Below are 17,498 nucleotides of genomic sequence, written 5' to 3'. Positions count from 1 at the left end.
GGATCGGACGGTCGGGAGCGCGCGGTCACACCGGTCTGGGCTGCCCGGTTCGTCCCACCCCGATAGGGTCGCGTTCATGCTGGACATCGGGGGGATCAGCAAGCGGTTCGGCCAGGTACGGGCACTCGACCACGTCACGTTCACCGTGCAGCCCGGCGAGTTGTTCGGGTTCGTCGGCAGCAACGGGGCCGGCAAGACCACGACGATGCGGATCGTGCTCGGGGTCCTGACCTCCGACGGCGGCGAGGTCCGCTGGAAGGGCAGACCGATCGATGCCGACGTGCGTCGCCGGATCGGGTACATGCCCGAGGAGCGGGGCCTCTATCCGAAGATGAAGGTCGGCGAGCAGCTGGAGTACCTCGCCCGTCTCCACGGCCTCGACGCCGCCGACGCACGTGCCTCCGTCGAGCGCTGGACCTCACGGCTCGGCGTCGAGGCCCGGATCCGCGACGAGGTCCAGAAGCTCTCCCTCGGCAACCAGCAACGCGTGCAGCTGTGTGCCGCGCTCGTCCACGACCCCGAGGTCCTCGTCCTCGACGAGCCTTTCTCCGGGCTGGACCCGGTCGCGGTCGAGGTCATGAGCACCGTGCTGCGGGAGAAGGCCGACACCGGCGTCCCCGTCATCTTCTCCAGCCACCAGCTCGACCTCGTCGAACGGCTCTGCGATCGCGTCGGCATCATCTCCGCGGGCCGCATGGTCGCCGCCGGCACCGTCGACGAGCTCCGCACCGGCGGCGCCGAACGGATCGACGTGTCCGGGCCGCCACCTGGGTGGGCGGACGGTCTCGCGGGTGTCCGTGTCGTCGAGTCCGGTCCGCACGGCACCCGCGTCGAGCTCGACGGCGCTTCCGACCAGGATGTTCTGCGCGCCGCTGTCGCCGCGGGGCCCGTCCATTCGTTCGCGCCGCACCGGCCGCCGCTCACCGAGCTGTACCGCGACGTCGTCGCCGCCCCCGCTGTCACCGAGGAGGAGTCGTGACCGCCCCGCTCACGCCCGGCCGGGCGGTCATGCTCGTCGCCCGCCGCGAGTTCACCACCCAGGTCCGCTCCAAGAGCTTCGCGATCGGGCTCCTGGTCACCATCGTCATCTTCGCGATCTACATCGCGCTGTTCAGCTTCATCGGCAGCCAGAGCTCCAGCAACACGCTGGGCGTCACCTCGTCGACGGCCTCTCTCGAGCCTGCGCTGCAGGCCGCCGCGAGGGCCCAGGACCGCACGCTCACGGTCACGCAGGTCGACCGCGCGACCGGCGAGGCCCAGGTCGCCGACGGTGATCTCGACGCCCTCTTCGACGGCGGTCCGGGCAGCTGGACGTTGCTGGGCAAGGACACCGTCGACTCCTCGCTGCAGCAGGTCGTCTCGGGCGCGGTCCAGCAGACGACGCTCACCGATGCGCTCGCCGCCGCGGGTCAGGATCCTGCTGCCGTGGCGGCCCGCGGCAACGTCGCGGTCGACACCCAGGAGCCGGTCGATCCCGAACGCGGGCAACGGCTGGTGCTCGCGATCGTCGTCGCGGTCCTGTTGTTCATGTCGCTGGTCGGCTACGGCAGCGCCGTCGCGCAGGGCGTGGTCGAGGAGAAGTCCAGCCGCGTCGTCGAGCTCCTGTTGTCGACGATCCGGCCCGTGCACCTGCTGACGGGCAAGATTCTGGGGCTCGGGCTCGTCGGCCTCGTGCAGCTGCTGGTCCTCAGCGCGATCGGGCTCGTCGGCTCGTTGGCCACCGGCATCCTGACGATTCCGAACGCTGCGGCGGGGGCGCTCGTGTCCGCCGTCGTCTGGTATCTGCTCGGCTTCTTCCTCTATGCCTCGATCTACGCGGCCGCGGGCTCGCTGGTGTCGCGGCAGGAAGAGCTGCAGTCGACGATCGCGCCCATCATGTTCCCGCTGTTCATCCCGTTCATCTTCGCCGTCAGCGTGCTGCCCAACGATCCGCGCAACACCCTCGGCACGATCCTGTCCTTCATCCCGCTGTTCTCGCCGACGCTGATGCCCGCCCGGGCGGCGATGGGCGTTGCGCCCCTGTGGCAGGTGCTCGTCGCGATCGTGTTGACGATCCTCGCGATCGTGGGCGTCGTCCTGGCGGCGGCGCGGATCTACCGGAACTCGGTGCTGCGCACGGGCTCCCGCGTCGGTCTGCGGGAAGCCCTGCGTTCCCGCGCCTGACGTGTGTGGCCCGGGTTGCGCTCGGCGGGGAGCAGCCGCGAGGGCGGCTCCCCGCCGGTGGTCAGCGTGAGTCGGCCAGCTGTGGCAGCGAGATGCCGTATCCGCGGATCTTGCGGTAGATCGTGGCGCGGGACATCCCGAGCTGGCGGGCGGCCTCGGCCTTGTTGCCGTCGGTGTCGAGGAGCGCGTCGACGATGGCGTCGCACTCGATGGCCTCGAGCGGTGTGAGGACGCGGCGGGTGGTGGCCCTGGTCTCGGCGGGCAGGTCGACCGGCGCGATCGTGCCGGAACGCTTGCGCGCGACGATCTTGCGCAGCACCTGGTAGAGCTGCTCGACGTTGCCGGGCCAGCGGTTGCGCATGAGCACGCGCATGGCCTCGGGGGAGCAGGTGAGGTCGGCGCCGCGGGTGAGCCGCGCGATGAGGTGCGGGACGAGCTCGGCGACGTCCTCGATGTGGTGACGCAGCGGCGGGACCTCGATGGTCCGCGGGAACGAGTCGAGCAGCTCGACCATGTCGGCGGCGGTGTCGGCGTGGGCGCGGTCGACGGTGGCGACGACCCAGGGCCGCTCGGGGTCGGTGGACTCGCGGTGGGGCTCGAGGGTGTCGGCGAGGGCGCGCAGAGCGTCGGGCGGGAGCCTGTCGACGCGGCAGAGCACCAACGTGCCGCCGTTGCCCGTCTCGAGCTCCTCGCTCACGTCCGCAAGCCAGCGCGGTCCGAAGTCCTGCGCGTCCATGACCCGCAGGTGGCCGGCGGGGTTGCGCAGCTGGTGGGTGGCGCGGGCGAGGGTGCGCTTGCCGGATCCGGGCTCGCCCTCGAGGACGAGCCATGCCCGGGCCTGCAGGTGCCGGTCGACGGCCTGCACGCACTTGGTCCACAGGGGGCCGGAGCCGACGGCAGCGGGCAGCGACGTGGGCGGCGGCAGCGTCAGCGATCGGGTCGGGGCGGTCTCGGCCGACACGAGCTGGACGTGCAGCACACCACCGGTGACACCGCGGTCGCCCCAGCTGGGACGGGTCTGGACGCGGGCGATGGCGCCGCTGGGCAGGTCGACGAGCAGCTGCCGGCGACGTCCCGTGGCCAGGGCCTCGGCGCCGTGGGAGAGCAGAGAGCTCTGGTCGTTGGGGTCGACGAGCTGGCGGGCCTGGTCGTTCATCATCAGCAGGTCGTCGCCCATGGCGATGACGGCGCCGCGGTTGCGCTGGCAGGCGGCCAAGTAGTCGTGCAGCAGGGAGAGTTCGCGCCGGCCGGAGTGCTCGAGCAGCGTCTCCTCGATGCGCCGGGCGATGTTCGTGGCGACGGCGACCATCATCCGGTTGGCCTCGCGCCGCCAGCAGGTCAGGTCGACGACGCCGATGACCTTGCCGCTGACAGGGTGCCGGATGGGGGCACCGGCGCAGGCGAAGTCCTCGAGGTGCTCGACGTAGTGCTCGTGCCCGAAGACCAGGGCGGGGCCGCGGCCCTCCAGAGCGGTGCCGATGCCGTTGGTGCCGACGTGACGCTCCGCGTAGCTGAAGCCCGGGGCCAGCCGGATGCGGTCGAGGCCCTGGTTGAGGCTGCTGTCACCACTGCGCCGGTCGAGGACCACTCCCTCGTCGTCGCACAGGATGACACTGACGGGTTCGGTGGCGAGCTGGTCGCTCGTCTCGGCGAGGATCGGCCCGGCGGCCCGGCTGAGCAGGGAGTCTGCGTCGAGCTCCGTCTCGTACGGAAGGTCGAGGTGGTCGACGGGGACCTGAAAGTTCCGGGACCGGGTCCACGACGCGAGGATCGGAGCGCGGACGGCTCCGGGCTCGACCTGGACGTCGGTGAGGAAGGCAGAACGGGCTTCGGCGACCCGGACGGCGGCAGGGCCGACCGGCACCTGCACGACATCGCCGTCGCCGTCCGCGCACTGCGGGGGACGGGGGTTCGGGTGTTCCGCCGAGTGGCCCAATCGGTTGCCCTTCTGGAGCTAGCCGCCTGACACCTCGTCGCGACAGGGGCTATCGATCCGGACGGTACCGCCCGGACGAGAGGAACGATAGGGGGCCCCCAGCAGCCCACCGTCTCATATTGAGACCGCAGGTCAGGGCCTGCGGGGGTGTGATTCCCAGCACGAGAGGCAGTGGCTTCGGGACCCGCGAACCCGTGATCACCACCGCTCGTGTCCGAGTCGCCACCGAGGGCGCCCGCGCTGTCTCCCGGTGAAAGGCCCGGGCTCGCGGCCCCGATACGCCCCGGCGACATGTCAGCCGTCGGCCGTGCAAGGCCGCGAGGGCAATGGGGTCGATGCGGTCCACGCATTTGAACCTGAACCCACCACGTGAGGAGACGACGTGAGTCGGCAGAGTCTGGCTAAGGCTCACCAGAAGATCCAGGAACTCTCCTGGGAGCCGCAGTACCACGAGCCGTACATGAAGTACGGAACCGACTACACCTTCCGGAAGGCCGCGAAGAAGGACCCGCTCAAGCAGGTCCTGCGGTCCTACTTCCCGATGGAAGAAGAGAAGGACCACCGCGTCTACGGTGCGCAGGACGGTGCCATTCGCGGCAACATGTTCCGGCAGGTGCAGGAGCGCTGGCTGGAGTGGCAGAAGCTCTTCCTGTCGATCATCCCGTTGCCGGAGATCTCGGCGGCGCGCTCGATGCCGATGCTGTTCCACGTGGTTCCCAACCCGGAGCTGCACAACGGCCAGGCGATCCAGATGATCGACGAGGTTCGGCACAGCACGATCCAGCAGAACCTCAAGCGCCTGTACATGAACAACTACATCGACCCGGCGGGCTTCAACAACAGCCTCCGGAACTTCCAGACGGACTACTGCGGCACGATCGGCCGCCAGTTCGCCGAGGGGTTCATCACCGGTGACGCGATCACCGCGGCGAGCATCTACCTCACGATCGTCGCCGAGACCGCGTTCACGAACACCCTGTTCGTGGCCATGCCGGCCGAGGCGGCCGCCAACGGCGACTACCTGCTGCCGACGGTGTTCCACTCGGTGCAGTCCGACGAGTCGCGCCACATCTCCAACGGGTACGCGACCCTGCTGATGGCCCTGTCCGACGAGGACAACCGCCAGCTGCTCGAGCGCGACCTGCGTTACGCGTGGTGGAACAACCACCGCGTCGTCGACGCCGCGATCGGCACGTTCATCGAGTACGGCACCAAGGACCGTCGTAAGGACCGCGAGTCCTACGCCGAGATGTGGCGTCGTTGGATCTACGACGACTACTACCGCTCGTACCTGATCCCGCTCGAGAAGTACGGCCTGACGATCCCCCACGACCTCGTCGAGGAGTCGTGGAAGCAGATCTGGGAGAAGGGCTACGTCCACGAGGTCGCGCAGTTCTTCGCCACCGGTTGGCTCGCCAACTACTGGCGCATCGACGGCATGACCGACGAGGACTTCGAGTGGTTCGAGTACAAGTACCCGGGCTGGTACGACCGCTACGGCAAGTGGTGGGAGAACTACAACCGCCTGGCGACTCCCAACGGCCACAACGCGATCGTGGCCGAGGACGTCGACTACGTGTACCCGCACCGTTGCTGGACCTGCATGGTGCCCTGCCTCGTCCGTGAGGACATGGTCATGGCCGAGGTCGACGGCCAGTGGCGCACGTACTGCCACGAGGTCTGCCGCTGGACCGACGCCGAGGCGTTCCGCCCCGTGTACCAGGGTCGCGAGACCCCGAACATGGGCAAGCTCGTCGGCCACCGTGAGTGGGAGACTCTCTACCACGGCTGGAACTGGGCCGACGTCGTGACGGACATGGGCTTTGTCCGTGACGACGGCAAGACCATGACGGCGCAGCCGCATCTGAACCTCGACCCGAAGAAGATGTGGACGCTTGACCACATGCGGCGGATGCCCCCGCTGCAGAGCCCGAACGTTCTGCTGAACGAAATGACGGACACCGAGCGCGAAGCCTTCAGGGCTGACTACGTCCGCCAGGGTCCCGCGGGTCGTCCCGCGCCGACCGACTGACGCCTGAGCGCGGGTCAGGCGAAGGGGGAGGGCCGGCCTCGCCGGTCCTCCCCCTGCTCGAACCCCGTTTGACCTGCGGTCATTTCTTATAACCGGGAAAGGTTCCCTGTCTTGGGTGACAAACACGTCGTCCGCTTCGAGCCCGTCGGCATCGAGATCGAGGTCGACGAGGACACGAACATCCTCCGTGCGGCCGCCGAGCAGGGCGTCCAGCTCATGCACGGCTGCAAGGAAGGGCAGTGCTCGGCCTGTAAGTCGTTCGTCCTGGAGGGCGAAGACATCGAGTACGACAGCTACTCGACCTTCGCGCTCCCCGACTACGAGAAGGAGGAGGGCCAGACTCTCCTCTGTCGTGCGCACGCCTATGAGGACCTCGTCATCGAGCTCACGAACTACGACGAGGAAGTCATCCGCAGCGGCCTCCCTCTGAAGAGGGGCGTCGTGGAGGTCGTGGAGAACAACGAGGTCACCCGCGACATGCGGCACCTGGTCGTGAAGCTCGTGGAGCCGGAGGAGATCAAGTTCTTCCCGGGTCAGTACGTCGACTTCGTGATCCCCGGTACCGAGGAGACGCGCTCGTTCTCCTTGGCCAACACGCCCAACCGGGACGGTCTGATGGAGTTCGTCATCAAGATCTATCCCGGTGGGCTGTTCGGTGAGTTCCTTGCCCAGAAGGTGCAGATCGGCGACCAGCTCAACATCGAGGCGCCGTTCGGGACCTTCACTCTTCGTGAGAACCGCTATTCGGACCTCGTCTTCGTAGGTGGTGGAGCCGGGATGGCCCCGGTCCTCAGCCTCCTGCGGTCGATGGCCGAGCGCGGGGTCGAGCGCAACGCTCGCTTCTACTACGGCGCCCGAACCGCCGACGACCTCTGCTTCAGCGACGAGATCGCCGCTTTGGCGGGGAAGCTCCCCAAGGGCCTGACCTATGTCCCGGCCCTCTCCGAGCCCGACGGTGCACCGTGGGATGGCGAGACCGGTTTCGTCACCGACGTCGTCAAGGCCAAGGAGTCCGGCCTGGAAGGAGTCGATGCCTATGTCTGCGGTCCGCCGCCGATGGTGGACGCGGCGATCGCAACGCTGACTGCACTTGGCGTGCGCGAGGAGAACATCTTCTATGACAAGTTCACCACCACCGGTGAGCAGGAGGACGGCTCATGACCACCACGGAACGGACCGAACGCAGCGTCCCTAAGCCGGTCTTCACGGACGCCGAGGCCGGCGCCCGGGAATTCCCGGACTCGAGCCCGGCGGCTCGGCGCTACAACTACTTCACGCCGGCCAAGCGCAAGCAGACCCACTACGAGGATGTCACGGTCGAGGTCCAGCCGGACCCGCGGCACTACCTCGCCCAGGGTTGGATCTACGGCTTCGCGAACGGTGAGGGCGGCTACCCGCTGCACTGGACCAAGCTGAAGGCGTGGGGCGTCGACGAGCCGGAGCCCGCCCGCGGCATCGGCTCCGGCGCGATGCACGTGCAGAACTGGCCGGCCCACGGCTGGCACGAGTTCCGCGACCCGAACGAGGAGTGGGAGCAGAGCCTCTTCCGGTACAACGCCAACGTTGTCCGGCAGCTCACCCAGAACGTCGACAACGCGCGTAACAGCAAGGCCTTCGACCAGTGGACGCCGAACTGGATCCGCTTCGTCGAGCGCAACGTCGGCGCCTGGATGCACATCGAGCACATCCTCGGGCTCTACGTGTTCGCCGCCAACGAGCGCTCGTGCCCGACGAACATGCACAACACGGCGCTTGCCGCGAACTCCACGCGCAAGATCCGGTTCGCCCAGGACCTCGCGCTGTACAACCTGACGCTGTCGGAGGAGATCGACGCCTTCGACGGTGCCGCGCACCTCGATGCGTGGAACAACGACGCCGAGTGGCAGGGCGTCCGGAAGGTGTGCGAGGCCCTCACCGCTGTCCAGGACGACTGGGGCGAGGCCATCTTCGCCGCGAACGTGGTCTTCGAGCCGCTCCTCGGCGAGCTGTTCCGGTCGAACCTCGTGATGCAGTCGGCTGCCGGGAACGGCGACTACGTCACCCCGACCGTCATGGGTGCGGGTGAGTACGACTACGCCCAGCGCGACCTGCGGTGGACGATCTCGTGCTTCGCTCCGCTCACCCAGGACCGGGAGTTCGCCGACCACAACAAGGCGCTGTTCCAGCAGTGGCTGTCGCACTGGGTCCCGCAGGCACTTGATGCGGCTCGGCAGCTGCAGCCGCTGTGGTCGCAGACCGACCACAAGCCGCCGCGCTTCGAGGATGGTCTCGACCACGCGAAGAGCCGCTTCGCCGGGATCCTCGGGGATCTCGGTCTCGACACCCCGGAGGAGCTGAAGCAGTGACCGCGTCCACCACGAGCCCGTTCAAGTCCGACAGCACCGCGTCGAACATGTGCGGCTTCACCCTGATGAACAACCAGATCGGTGCCGTCATGGCAGACGTCCTGGACCGCCAGGACAACGTCACCGTTCAGAACCTCCCCTCGATGATCCGCGTCGACGGCGTCGGCAAGTTCGAGGTCGTCTACGCCGAGATGGACGAGGAGGCCGGCGAAGAAGAGGGTTGGTTCGACGCCGCCGAGTTCGAGGAGAACATGTCGACCCACTACGGGCGCATGGTCCACCTCGACGACCGGACGATCATGTTCGCCAACCCCGAGGATGCCGCCGAGTACATCGACTTCGACCTGAAGCCGATCGGCTGATTTCTCACAGCACCATCTCCGCCGGACTGCCAGCACCGAGTGCTACCGGCAGTCCGGCGGAGCGTTTGTTCGGCACCCGCGCCGCTGACCAACGCACGCTCTACGCAGGAGGGGCCTCATGGCCAAGGAACTCAAATTTGGGCAGGAAGCCCGCGACCTGTTGAAGGCAGGCGTCGACCAACTCGCCGAGGCTGTGAAGTCCACGTTGGGCCCCAAGGGGCGCAACGTCATTCTGGAGAAGATCACCGGCACGCCCGAGGTCACCAACGACGGTGTGACCATCGCGCGCGAGATCTACCTGCGTGACCCGTTCGAGAACATGGGTGCGCAGATTCTCAAGGAAGCCGCGATCAAGACCAACGACATCGTCGGCGACGGCACGACGACGGCGACGGTCATGGCGCAGGCCATCGTTCGCGAGGGCATGAAGGCCATCACGGCCGGCGGCAACCCCGTGCTGGTCAAGCGTGGCATCGACATGGCCGTGGCGGCGATCGTGGAGCACCTGTCGCGGGTGGCGCACCCCGTCGACAGCCTGGAGCACCTCTCCCGCGTCGCGGCCATCTCCGCCAACGACGACGACACCATCGGCAACATCATCGCGAAGACCCTCTACACCGTCGGCGACGACGGCGTGATCTCGGTCGACGACGGCAACGTCCTCGGCCTCGAGGTCAACTTCGTCGAGGACTTCGAGTTCGACAACGGCTACATCTCGCCGTACCTGGTGACCAACCCCGGGGAGATGCTCGCGGTCCTCGACGACCCGTACATCCTGCTGTCGGCGGAGAAGATCACCGACGTCCGGCAGCTGATGCCGATGCTCGAGCGTGTCATGCGCGACCCGAAGCCGCTGGTCATCGTGGCCGAGAAGGTCGAGGGCACCGCCCTGCAGATGCTCGTGCACAACCACGTCAACGGCCACCTGAAGGTCACCGCCATCCAGGCGCCCGGCTTCGGCGAGAAGCGTGTCCACCTCCTCGAGGACATGGCTGCGCTGACCGGTGCGAAGGTCCACTCCAAGGCGTCGTCGTTCTCGCTGGAGCAGATCGGTCTCGAGCACCTGGGCCGTGCCGCCCAGGTCCGCGCGGACAACGAGAACACCGCCATCATCGGTGGCCAGGGTGCGAAGGACTCGGTCGAGCGCCGGCTCGCGCAGCTGCGCGCCGAGCTGTCGCGCGCCACGATCGGCACCGACGAGGACTGGCTGTCCGACCGCATCGCCCGGCTGTCGGGCAAGGCGGCGATCATCTCCGTCGGCGCCCCCACCAACGCCGAGCTCAAGGAGGTCCGCCACCGCGTCGACGACTCCCTGCAGGCCACGCGGGCCGCGATGGCCGAGGGCATCGTCGCGGGCGGTGGGTCGGCGCTGCTGCACTCCGAGTCCGTCCTCGACGGCCTGTCGGTGTCGGGCGACTACCAGATCGGCGTCGAGATCGTGCGGCGCGCGCTCACCGAGCCGGTCCACCTCATCGCCACCAACGCGGGCTACGAGGGCGCGGACGTCGTCAAGCAGGTCAGCGACCTCACCGTCGACGAGGGCTTCGACGCGCTCGAGGGCCGCTACGGGAACATGATCGACATGGGCATCATCGACCCCCTGCGGGTCGTGCGCTCGGCCCTGCAGAACGGTGCGTCCGTCGCCGGCCTGATCCTCACCACCAACTCGCTGGTGGCCGAGGAGCAGACGCCGTGGAACAAGGCGCTCATGACTGAGTTCGGGCCGCTCGACGAGGGCATCCCCCAGCCGTCGCCCGACTCGAGCACCCCGCAGTCCATGGGCCTCGGCCCGTCGGTGGGCTGACCCGCCGCGTCCCGCCCCGGTCCCCCACGGCCGGGGCGGGACGACTTTCGCGGGGATCGGGGCGGGCTACGAGGACGCGGCGTCGACCGGCCAGGAGGAGACCACGATGTACCGCAGCGCGACCGCCGACTTCGTGGTCGTGGACGCCCAGGTGCACGCGTGGGACGGCAGCCCGTCGAACCAGGCCGGCCCGTCCGGGGAGGCCTACGTCGCCGAGCTGTACCGCCGGCACCGGCTCCTCGACCGACAGCCCCACGCCGTCGACGCCGACGAGTTCGCCCGCGTCACCGGCGAGGGGCTGCGCGCCGACGTCATCGGCGGGCACGTCGACCGGGCGGTTCTGCAACCGCTCACCCTCGACGACCTGTTCGTCCTCGGGTTCAGCCCGACGGCGTGGCACGCCGAGCTCGCCGAAGAGTTCCCGGGACGGTTCGTGCTCGCCGGTGAGGTCGACCCCGCACTGGGCTCGGCGGGCGCGCGGGGCCTCGCCGCCCGCGTCCGCAACGCAGACCTGCGCGGGCTGCACCTCGCCCCCGTCCACCGGCCCGGCGCGCGGATCCCGTTGGGGGAGCCGTGGTTGCGCCGGGTCCTGGCCCGTGCCGAGCAGTCGGGCGCGACCGTCGTCCACCTCGGTGTCGGGCCGTCGACGCCGTCGTGGCCCGGGGTTCCGGGCTGGTCCATCCCGCGCCGTGCCGACGTCGCCGCCGCGGCCGCCCGCCCCCGCCGCTGGCCCGACTGGGCACACCCCGTCCGCGCCGGGTCGGCGCTGCCGGTGCGTTCGCCCGACCGGTCGGCGGGCCAGGGCGGGTTCGACCCGACGCAGCTGCGCGACCTCGCCGCCGCGCTGCCGCGCGTGCAGTTCGTCCTCGGCGCCGCGTGCATGCCGACAGCGAGCCTGTGCCGGCTCGCCCGGCTTCCCAACGTGCACGTCCTGCTCACCGAGCTGCTCGCCGGTCTGCGGCTGCACCGCGTCGACGCCGCCCGGGCGTTCGGTTCCCTGCTGGAGGCGTTCGGTGTGCACCGGATGTTGTTCGGCAGCGGATACCCGCTGGTCCGGCCTGCCCGGCTGGTGCGCGAGCTCGTCGACTTCCGGTTCCCCGGCGAGTTGTGCGGCCGTTACGCAGAGCTCGACGACATGGGCCGCCACGCCATCCTCGGCGGCAACGCCGCCAGGCTGTACCGCATCCCGCTGCCCGCCGGTGCCGTGCCGGCTGTCCCCGCCGCGCTGAGCCCCGGGGCCGGTTCCTGAACTTTTCGGCGCCGCGAGGTGTACGTCCGGGCCGAACGGGGTAACCCTGCCGGGGTGCCGCTCGGCCGAGTGGCGCACGGCCGTCGATCAGGCGGGGCCCGTCGGACGGCGGCGCACCGGTCTGCTCCCGGTTGCAGGTGACAGCCGCCGTCCCGGCGTCGGCGGCTCTCGGGAGGTACGGCATGACCACGACCGGCGCCGAACGGCTGCAGGACGGTCCGGAGCACAGCGAGGTATCGGAGGCGACCGTCCGCAAGGCGGTCGGCGCCGCGGCGATGGGCAACCTCGTCGAATGGTTCGACTACGGCATCTACAGCTACGTGACCGTCTACATCGCCGCGAGCATCCTCGGCGGCGAGAGCAGCGCCAACGTCGGTCTCGTGCTGGCCCTGTTCGCGGTGGCGTACCTGGTCCGGCCGTTCGGCGGGATCGTGCTCGGGCCCCTCGGCGACCGCATCGGCCGCAAGAAGGTCCTGGCGATGACGATCGTCACGATGTCCGGCGCGAGCTTCCTGCTCGGCTGTCTGCCGACGTTCGCCGTCGCCGGCTGGGGCGCACCGGTGCTGCTCATCCTGATCCGGCTCGTACAGGGATTCGCGACCGGTGGTGAGTACGGCGGGGCAGCCGCCTTCATCGCCGAGTACGCGCCCGACAAGAAGCGCGGCTTCTACTGCAGCTTCCTGGAGTTCGGCACCACCGGCGGGTTCGTGCTCGCCGCGGGCCTTGTCACCGTCCTCCAGGTCACGCTCTCCGACGCCGCGATGCACGCCTGGGGCTGGCGCATCCCGTTCCTCATCGCGGGCCCGCTCGGCCTGATCGGGCTGTGGCTGCGGTCGAAGCTGGACGAGACCCCGGCGTTCAAGGCGCTGGAGGAGAAGGCCGAGGTGTGCGACTCGCCGCTCAAGGACGTCCTCACCAAGCACTGGCGCCCGATCCTCGTGTGCATCGGCCTGGTGCTGTTCTACAACGTCGCCGTGTACACGGTGCTGTTCTACATGCCCACCTACCTGCAGACGACGCTGAAGCTCGACGCGACGCCCGCCCTGCTCTACGTGCTCGGCATGATGCTGGTGATCATGTTCGTGATCATCCCCGTGGGTGCGCTGTCCGACCGGATCGGCCGGAAGCCGCTGATCGTGACGTCGTGCATCGGGTTCATCGTGCTGTCCTACCCGGCGTTCCTGCTGCTGGACACGTCCACGGTGTGGGGCACGATCCTCGGGCTGGTCATCCTCGCGCTGCTGCTGGTGATGCTGCTCGGCACGATGTCGGCCACGCTGCCGGCGCTGTTCGACACCGAGGTGCGCTACGGCGGCTTCTCGATCGGCTACAACATCTCGACGTCGATCTTCGGCGGCACGGCGCCCGCGATCCTCGCCTGGCTCGTGACGGCGACCGGCAACAACGCGTTCCCCGGCGTCTACCTGGCGGTGGCGTCGCTGATCTCGCTGGCGGCGGTCGTCGTCGTCAAGGAGAGCGCGCGCAAGCCGTTGCCCGGCGCCGTCCAGAGCTCGGTGTCGACGGTCGCATGAACCCTGTGAGTGGCGATGGTCGCTATCGCGACCATCGCCACTCACGAGGCGTGCGCGCCTCTCCGACCAGCGTGCGGGCCACCTCCTGCGGGACGTCGGCACAGCGGACCATCGCGCCGTCGACGAGCAGCGGACGGCGCGCCGGCGTGTTGCCCACGTAGGCATGGACGTCGCGCAGGAGCGTGCCGTCGTCGGTGCGTACCTCGCCGGTGTTCAGCCGGGCCAGGCGATACCGGCCGTCGCCGTCGGGGGAGGCGCCCTCACACACGTCGAGGACCGCGACCTGCTCCGGCGTCGCCAGCCACACCGCGTGCTCCTCGACCACGCCCGGCACCGCGGCCAGCACCGCCGGGCGCGCCCCGTCGCGGGTGCGCAGCCCGTGCGCCCACACCGCGGCGAGCCCGCTCGTGCGCACCCGCAACACGACGATCGGCTCCGCGTCCAGCCCGAGGAACTCCCGCAGCCAGCTGATCTTCGACGGGTTGCGGTTCGAGCCGTAGGACAGTACCGCCATCCGTGCCGACGTCGGCGCCGCGCCCCGTGCGGCGAGCCAGTCGTCGAGCGGCTCACCCTGCACCAGGCCCCCGACCAGCGCGAACCCCGTCCGGTCGACGTGGACGTACGACGTCGGCGGGACCGACCCCGGGTACGGGTCGGCGGGAAATCTCGCGTCCGCGTACTCACCGCCCATCAGCACCTCCGAGGCCGCCTACGCTGTTCCGGTGTTGCCCCCCACGATCTCCTGGGCGGATGGCAGGATCGAGATGCTCGACCAGACCGCCCTGCCACGCCTGCGCACCGTCTCCGTGACGACGGTGGACCAGCTCGTCGACGCCATCCGCCGCCTCGTCGTCCGCGGAGCCCCCGCGCTGGGGGTGGCGGGCGCGCTGGGGGTGGCGCTCGCCGCGCGCACCCTCGATGGTGACGCCCTCGTCGAGGCCGCCGCCCACATCGGCGCCGCCCGGCCGACCGCGGTCAACCTCGCGGTCGGGGTCCGCCGCGCGCTCGCCGTCGCCGACCGGGGCCCCGACGCCGTCCTCGCGGAAGCCCTCGCCGTCCGCGACGAGGACATCGCCTCCTGCCACGCGATCGGCGACCGCGGCGCGACGCTGCTGCGCGAACTGTGCGGGACCGAGCCGCTGCGGCTGCACACCCACTGCAACGCAGGGGCTCTCGCCTGCGTGGAGTGGGGCACCGCGCTCGGCGTCGTCCGGTCGCTGCACGCCGACGGCCGCGTCGCCCACGTGGTCGCCGACGAGACCCGCCCGCTGCTGCAGGGCGCCCGGATCACCGCCGTCGAGCTGTCCGCGATCGGTGTGCCGCACCGGATCGTCGTCGACGGGGCGGGGCCGTCGATCATCGCCCGCGGGCTCGTCGACGCCGTCGTCGTCGGCGCGGACCGCATCGCCGCGAACGGCGACGTCGCCAACAAGATCGGCACCTACCCGCTCGCGCTGGCCGCCGCCCGCGCCGGGATCCCGTTCGTCGTGGCGGCGCCGGAGACGACCGTCGACACCGCGACCCCGGACGGCGACGCCATCGAGATCGAGGAACGCGACCCCGCCGAGGTGCTCGGCACCGGGACCGTCCTGAAGTCGACGCAGGCGTGGAACCCGGCCTTCGACGTCACCCCGCACGACCTCGTCACCGCCGTCGTCACCGAGCGGCGGACCTGGCGGCCCGGGACGTGAGGACGGGTCTGCACAGCGTCACGTTCTGGCTGCTGCTCGTCGCGACCGTCCTGGCGTTCGGCGGGTACTCGCTGCTGCTGCCGATCGTCCCGCTGTGGGTGACCGAGGGCGGCGCGGGCCCGTTCGGCGCCGGCGTGACGACCGGTGTGCTGATGGCCGTCACCGTCGCCACCCAGTTCGCCGTGCCGTGGCTGCTGCGCCGGATCGGGCACCGCTGGGTGCTGGTCGTCGGCATGGTGCTCATGGGGGCACCGGCGCCGCTGCTCGCGTTGTCGTCCGAGCTGGCCCCGGTGCTCGCCGTGACGACGGTCCGCGGCGTCGGGTTCGGGATGGTCACCGTTGCCGGTAGTGCGCTCGTCGCGGAGCTCCTCGACCCCGCCGAACACAGCCGCGGCGCGAGCCGGTTCGGGCTGGCCGTCGGGTTGCCGCTGCTGCTCCTGCTGCCGACGGGCGTCGCCGTCGTCGACTGGGTCGGGTTCACGGCGGTGTTCGTCGGGGGCACGATCCCGCTGCTCGGTGCGGCGCTGATGCTCGTCCTGCGCATCGACCGGCACGGCCCGGTCGTGGCGGTGGACGATCCCGACGCGGCGACCGCCGGCATCGTCGCCGCCGGGTCCGGGACGGTGCCCGAGGTGCCGGGGCGGCGGCGCGGGGAGCTCGGCCCGCTGCTGGCGATGCTCGCCGGCGCGACCGCACAGGGTGGTCTCATCACCTTCCTGCCGGTCACCGGCACCGCGGCGGCCGCGACGCTGGCGCTGTTCGCGACGGCCGCGGGCGCGCTCGTCGGCCGTTTCCTGGCCGGTGAGCTGGTGGCGCGTCGCGAGCTGGGTGGTCGGCTGCTGGTCCCCGGCGTGCTCATCGGAGCGGTCGGGATGGCCGCCGAGGTCGTCGCGGCGCTGCTGACCGCCGGTGCCGCGCCGCTGCTCGTCGCGGGTGCCCTGCTCGTCGGCTTCGGGTTCGGCATGGTGCAGAACGACTCGCTGGTGCAGCTGTTCGCCTTCGGCGGCCCCGCGCGGTACGGGCGGGCGAGCGCCCTCTGGAACGCCGCCTTCGACTCGGGGTTCGGCGTCGGCGCCGTCGGTCTCGGCGCGGTCGCGGGTCCGTTCGGGTTCGCCGCCGCCTACGGCGCGGGCACGGCGTTCCTGCTGCTCGTCGCGCCGTTCACGCGGAGACCGGCCCGAGCATGACGGTCGGAGTCCTCCTGGGGGTCGCTCGACAGGGTGGATGACCCGTCGAGCAGGCGTCGACCAGCGCGTTCGCTTCGTACCGTTGACCGAGTGACCCCACGTGACCTGGCTTCGGCGCTCGCCGCCCGGCTCGACGACGTCGTCCCTGCCGGGCTGCACGTACGCGCCGACGGTGCGCGGGTCGTGGTGCTGCGGGGTGACGCCGTCATCGGTGGGTCGGCCGCGCCTCGGCTGCTCGACGGCGACCCCGGCGACCGGCAGGTCGCCACGGCCGCCTACGCGACGATCAACGCCGTACAGGAGGTCGTGGCGCACAGCGTCGCGTCGCCGTGGCCGGCGCGCACCGGTGCCCGGCCGGTCCCGCAGGCGCGGCTCGACGGCCGCGTCCTGCGTGCCTGGTACGGCCCGACCGAGCGCCCGGTCCTGGCGCTCGACCCGGTCCCGGTGCGCTGACCCGCCCTACGTGCGGCCGGACGTCTCGACGGTGAGGCGCGTTCCCGGCTGCCGCGTCGGGGTCGTGAGCGGCGATGGTCGCCATAGCGACCATCGCCGCTCACAGGGGTCAGTGGCCTCGGCTGATCCACTCCTCGAGGTGCGGGAGCTCGGCGCCGATCGTCGTCGAGTCGCCGTGGCCCGTGCGGACCGCCGTGTCCCCGGGCAGCGTGAGCAGCCGGCCGCGGATCGAGTCGATGATCGTGTCGAACGACGAGTACGACCGGCCGGTGGCGCCCGGCCCACCGTTGAACAGGGTGTCGCCGGTGAAGAGAATCCCCAGGTCCTCGGCGTAGAGGCAGGTCGAGCCGGGGGAGTGGCCCGGCGTCGTGATCGCCCGCAAGCTCACCCCGCCCGCTTCGATGACGTCACCGTCGTGCAGCTCGCGGTCGGGTTTGCGGTCGGGCCAGGTCATGTCCCACAGCGGCGCCTCGGCCGGGGCCAGCAGGATCGGCGCGGCGAACCGGTCGGCGAGGTGGGGCGCCTGGTTGACGTGGTCGTCGTGGGCGTGCGTGCACACCACGGCGACGACGCGGCGGCCCGCGACCGCCTCGGCGATCTTCTCCAGGTCGTGCGCGGCGTCGACGACGACGACCTCGTTCTCGTCGCCCACCACCCAGACGTTGTTGTCGACCTCCCACGTGCCCCCGTCGAGAGAGAACGTGCCGGAGGTGACGACGTGGCCGACGGGGCCCGAGGGTGGCA

At 70.3% G+C, this 17,498-nt stretch carries 15 protein-coding genes; 12 read left to right on the top strand and 3 right to left on the bottom strand.

The features are described from left to right. The first annotated feature begins 76 nt into the window (after positions 1–76). Both PSU4_RS24385 and PSU4_RS24380 read left to right on the top strand, forming a co-directional pair. The gene (locus tag PSU4_RS24385) at positions 77–979 is read left to right on the top strand and encodes an ABC transporter ATP-binding protein (RefSeq protein WP_147113004.1); all 903 of its coding nucleotides are present in this window, start codon (positions 77–79) and stop codon (positions 977–979) included. Then, positions 976–2,163, top strand: a complete 1,188-nt coding sequence (locus tag PSU4_RS24380; protein WP_147113001.1) for an ABC transporter permease — start codon at positions 976–978, stop codon at positions 2,161–2,163. The genes PSU4_RS24385 and PSU4_RS24380 overlap by 4 nt, the downstream gene beginning before the upstream one ends. 61 nt (positions 2,164–2,224) lie before the next feature. On the opposite strand, the gene PSU4_RS24375 is transcribed toward PSU4_RS24380, so the two are convergent. Next, the gene (locus PSU4_RS24375; protein ID WP_147112998.1) at positions 2,225–4,033 is read right to left on the bottom strand and encodes a sigma-54-dependent Fis family transcriptional regulator; all 1,809 of its coding nucleotides are present in this window, start codon (positions 4,031–4,033) and stop codon (positions 2,225–2,227) included. 463 nt (positions 4,034–4,496) lie between these two features. Here PSU4_RS24375 and PSU4_RS24370 point away from each other — a divergent pair, with 463 nt between their 5' ends. The 7 genes from PSU4_RS24370 (at position 4,497) to PSU4_RS24340 (ending at position 13,423) form a co-directional block, all read left to right on the top strand. After that, the gene (locus tag PSU4_RS24370; RefSeq protein WP_186817158.1) at positions 4,497–6,131 is read left to right on the top strand and encodes a ferritin family protein; all 1,635 of its coding nucleotides are present in this window, start codon (positions 4,497–4,499) and stop codon (positions 6,129–6,131) included. Positions 6,132–6,242: 111 nt separating this feature from the next. Continuing rightward, entirely contained in the window at positions 6,243–7,292 is a 1,050-nt protein-coding gene (locus PSU4_RS24365) for an FAD-binding oxidoreductase (RefSeq protein WP_147112992.1), read from the top strand. Further along, positions 7,289–8,476, top strand: coding sequence for a ferritin family protein (locus PSU4_RS24360; RefSeq protein ID WP_147112989.1), 1,188 nt, complete (start codon positions 7,289–7,291; stop codon positions 8,474–8,476). The genes PSU4_RS24365 and PSU4_RS24360 overlap by 4 nt, the downstream gene beginning before the upstream one ends. Continuing rightward, positions 8,473–8,838 carry a propane 2-monooxygenase effector subunit MimD gene (gene mimD, locus PSU4_RS24355; RefSeq protein ID WP_373866097.1) on the top strand — a complete coding sequence of 122 codons (366 nt, stop codon included), beginning with the start codon at positions 8,473–8,475 and terminating at the stop codon, positions 8,836–8,838. Before PSU4_RS24360 ends, mimD begins: the two co-directional genes overlap by 4 nt. 118 nt (positions 8,839–8,956) lie before the next feature. Beyond that, entirely contained in the window at positions 8,957–10,642 is a 1,686-nt protein-coding gene (gene groL / locus PSU4_RS24350) for a chaperonin GroEL (protein ID WP_147112986.1), read from the top strand. Between the two features lie 106 nt (positions 10,643–10,748). Next, complete coding sequence (locus PSU4_RS24345) at positions 10,749–11,891, top strand: amidohydrolase family protein (RefSeq protein WP_147112984.1); 1,143 nt, start codon at positions 10,749–10,751, stop codon at positions 11,889–11,891. Between the two features lie 182 nt (positions 11,892–12,073). Further along, positions 12,074–13,423, top strand: a complete 1,350-nt coding sequence (locus PSU4_RS24340) for an MFS transporter (protein ID WP_147112982.1) — start codon at positions 12,074–12,076, stop codon at positions 13,421–13,423. Positions 13,424–13,445: 22 nt separating this feature from the next. Here PSU4_RS24340 and PSU4_RS24335 read toward each other — a convergent pair whose 3' ends face one another. Next, positions 13,446–14,114 (bottom strand): gamma-glutamylcyclotransferase, encoded by a 669-nt coding sequence (locus PSU4_RS24335; RefSeq protein WP_147112979.1) that lies wholly within the window; start codon positions 14,112–14,114, stop codon positions 13,446–13,448. Positions 14,115–14,148: 34 nt separating this feature from the next. On the opposite strand from PSU4_RS24335, the gene mtnA reads away from it, so the two are divergent. The 3 genes from mtnA to PSU4_RS24320 all read left to right on the top strand — a co-directional run bounded on the left by mtnA (position 14,149) and on the right by PSU4_RS24320 (position 16,754). Continuing rightward, positions 14,149–15,114: an S-methyl-5-thioribose-1-phosphate isomerase gene (gene mtnA / locus PSU4_RS24330; RefSeq protein ID WP_373866099.1), complete on the top strand. Its 966-nt coding sequence runs from the start codon at positions 14,149–14,151 to the stop codon at positions 15,112–15,114. Further along, complete coding sequence (locus PSU4_RS24325) at positions 15,111–16,301, top strand: MFS transporter (RefSeq protein WP_147112974.1); 1,191 nt, start codon at positions 15,111–15,113, stop codon at positions 16,299–16,301. Before mtnA ends, PSU4_RS24325 begins: the two co-directional genes overlap by 4 nt. Positions 16,302–16,391: 90 nt before the next feature. Continuing rightward, positions 16,392–16,754 carry a hypothetical protein gene (locus tag PSU4_RS24320; protein WP_147112971.1) on the top strand — a complete coding sequence of 121 codons (363 nt, stop codon included), beginning with the start codon at positions 16,392–16,394 and terminating at the stop codon, positions 16,752–16,754. 109 nt (positions 16,755–16,863) lie between these two features. On the opposite strand, the gene PSU4_RS24315 is transcribed toward PSU4_RS24320, so the two are convergent. After that, on the bottom strand, positions 16,864–17,498 hold a 635-nt coding region (locus PSU4_RS24315; RefSeq protein WP_147112968.1), incomplete at its 5' end, for an MBL fold metallo-hydrolase.

It is taken from the genome of Pseudonocardia sulfidoxydans NBRC 16205, from assembly GCF_007989085.1.
Lineage (GTDB): Bacteria > Actinomycetota > Actinomycetes > Mycobacteriales > Pseudonocardiaceae > Pseudonocardia > Pseudonocardia sulfidoxydans.
The sequence above is the reverse complement of the archived record's forward strand: the minus strand, read 5'-3'. Positions and strand labels throughout refer to the sequence as shown.

Coding starts and splice junctions, on each gene's coding strand:
- PSU4_RS24385 (WP_147113004.1), top strand. CDS start 77: ATGCTGGACATCGGGGGGATCAGCAAGCGGTTCGGCCAGGTACGGGCA.
- PSU4_RS24360 (WP_147112989.1), top strand. CDS start 7,289: ATGACCACCACGGAACGGACCGAACGCAGCGTCCCTAAGCCGGTCTTC.
- groL (WP_147112986.1), top strand. CDS start 8,957: ATGGCCAAGGAACTCAAATTTGGGCAGGAAGCCCGCGACCTGTTGAAG.
- PSU4_RS24345 (WP_147112984.1), top strand. CDS start 10,749: ATGTACCGCAGCGCGACCGCCGACTTCGTGGTCGTGGACGCCCAGGTG.
- PSU4_RS24340 (WP_147112982.1), top strand. CDS start 12,074: ATGACCACGACCGGCGCCGAACGGCTGCAGGACGGTCCGGAGCACAGC.
- PSU4_RS24335 (WP_147112979.1), bottom strand. CDS start 14,114: ATGGGCGGTGAGTACGCGGACGCGAGATTTCCCGCCGACCCGTACCCG.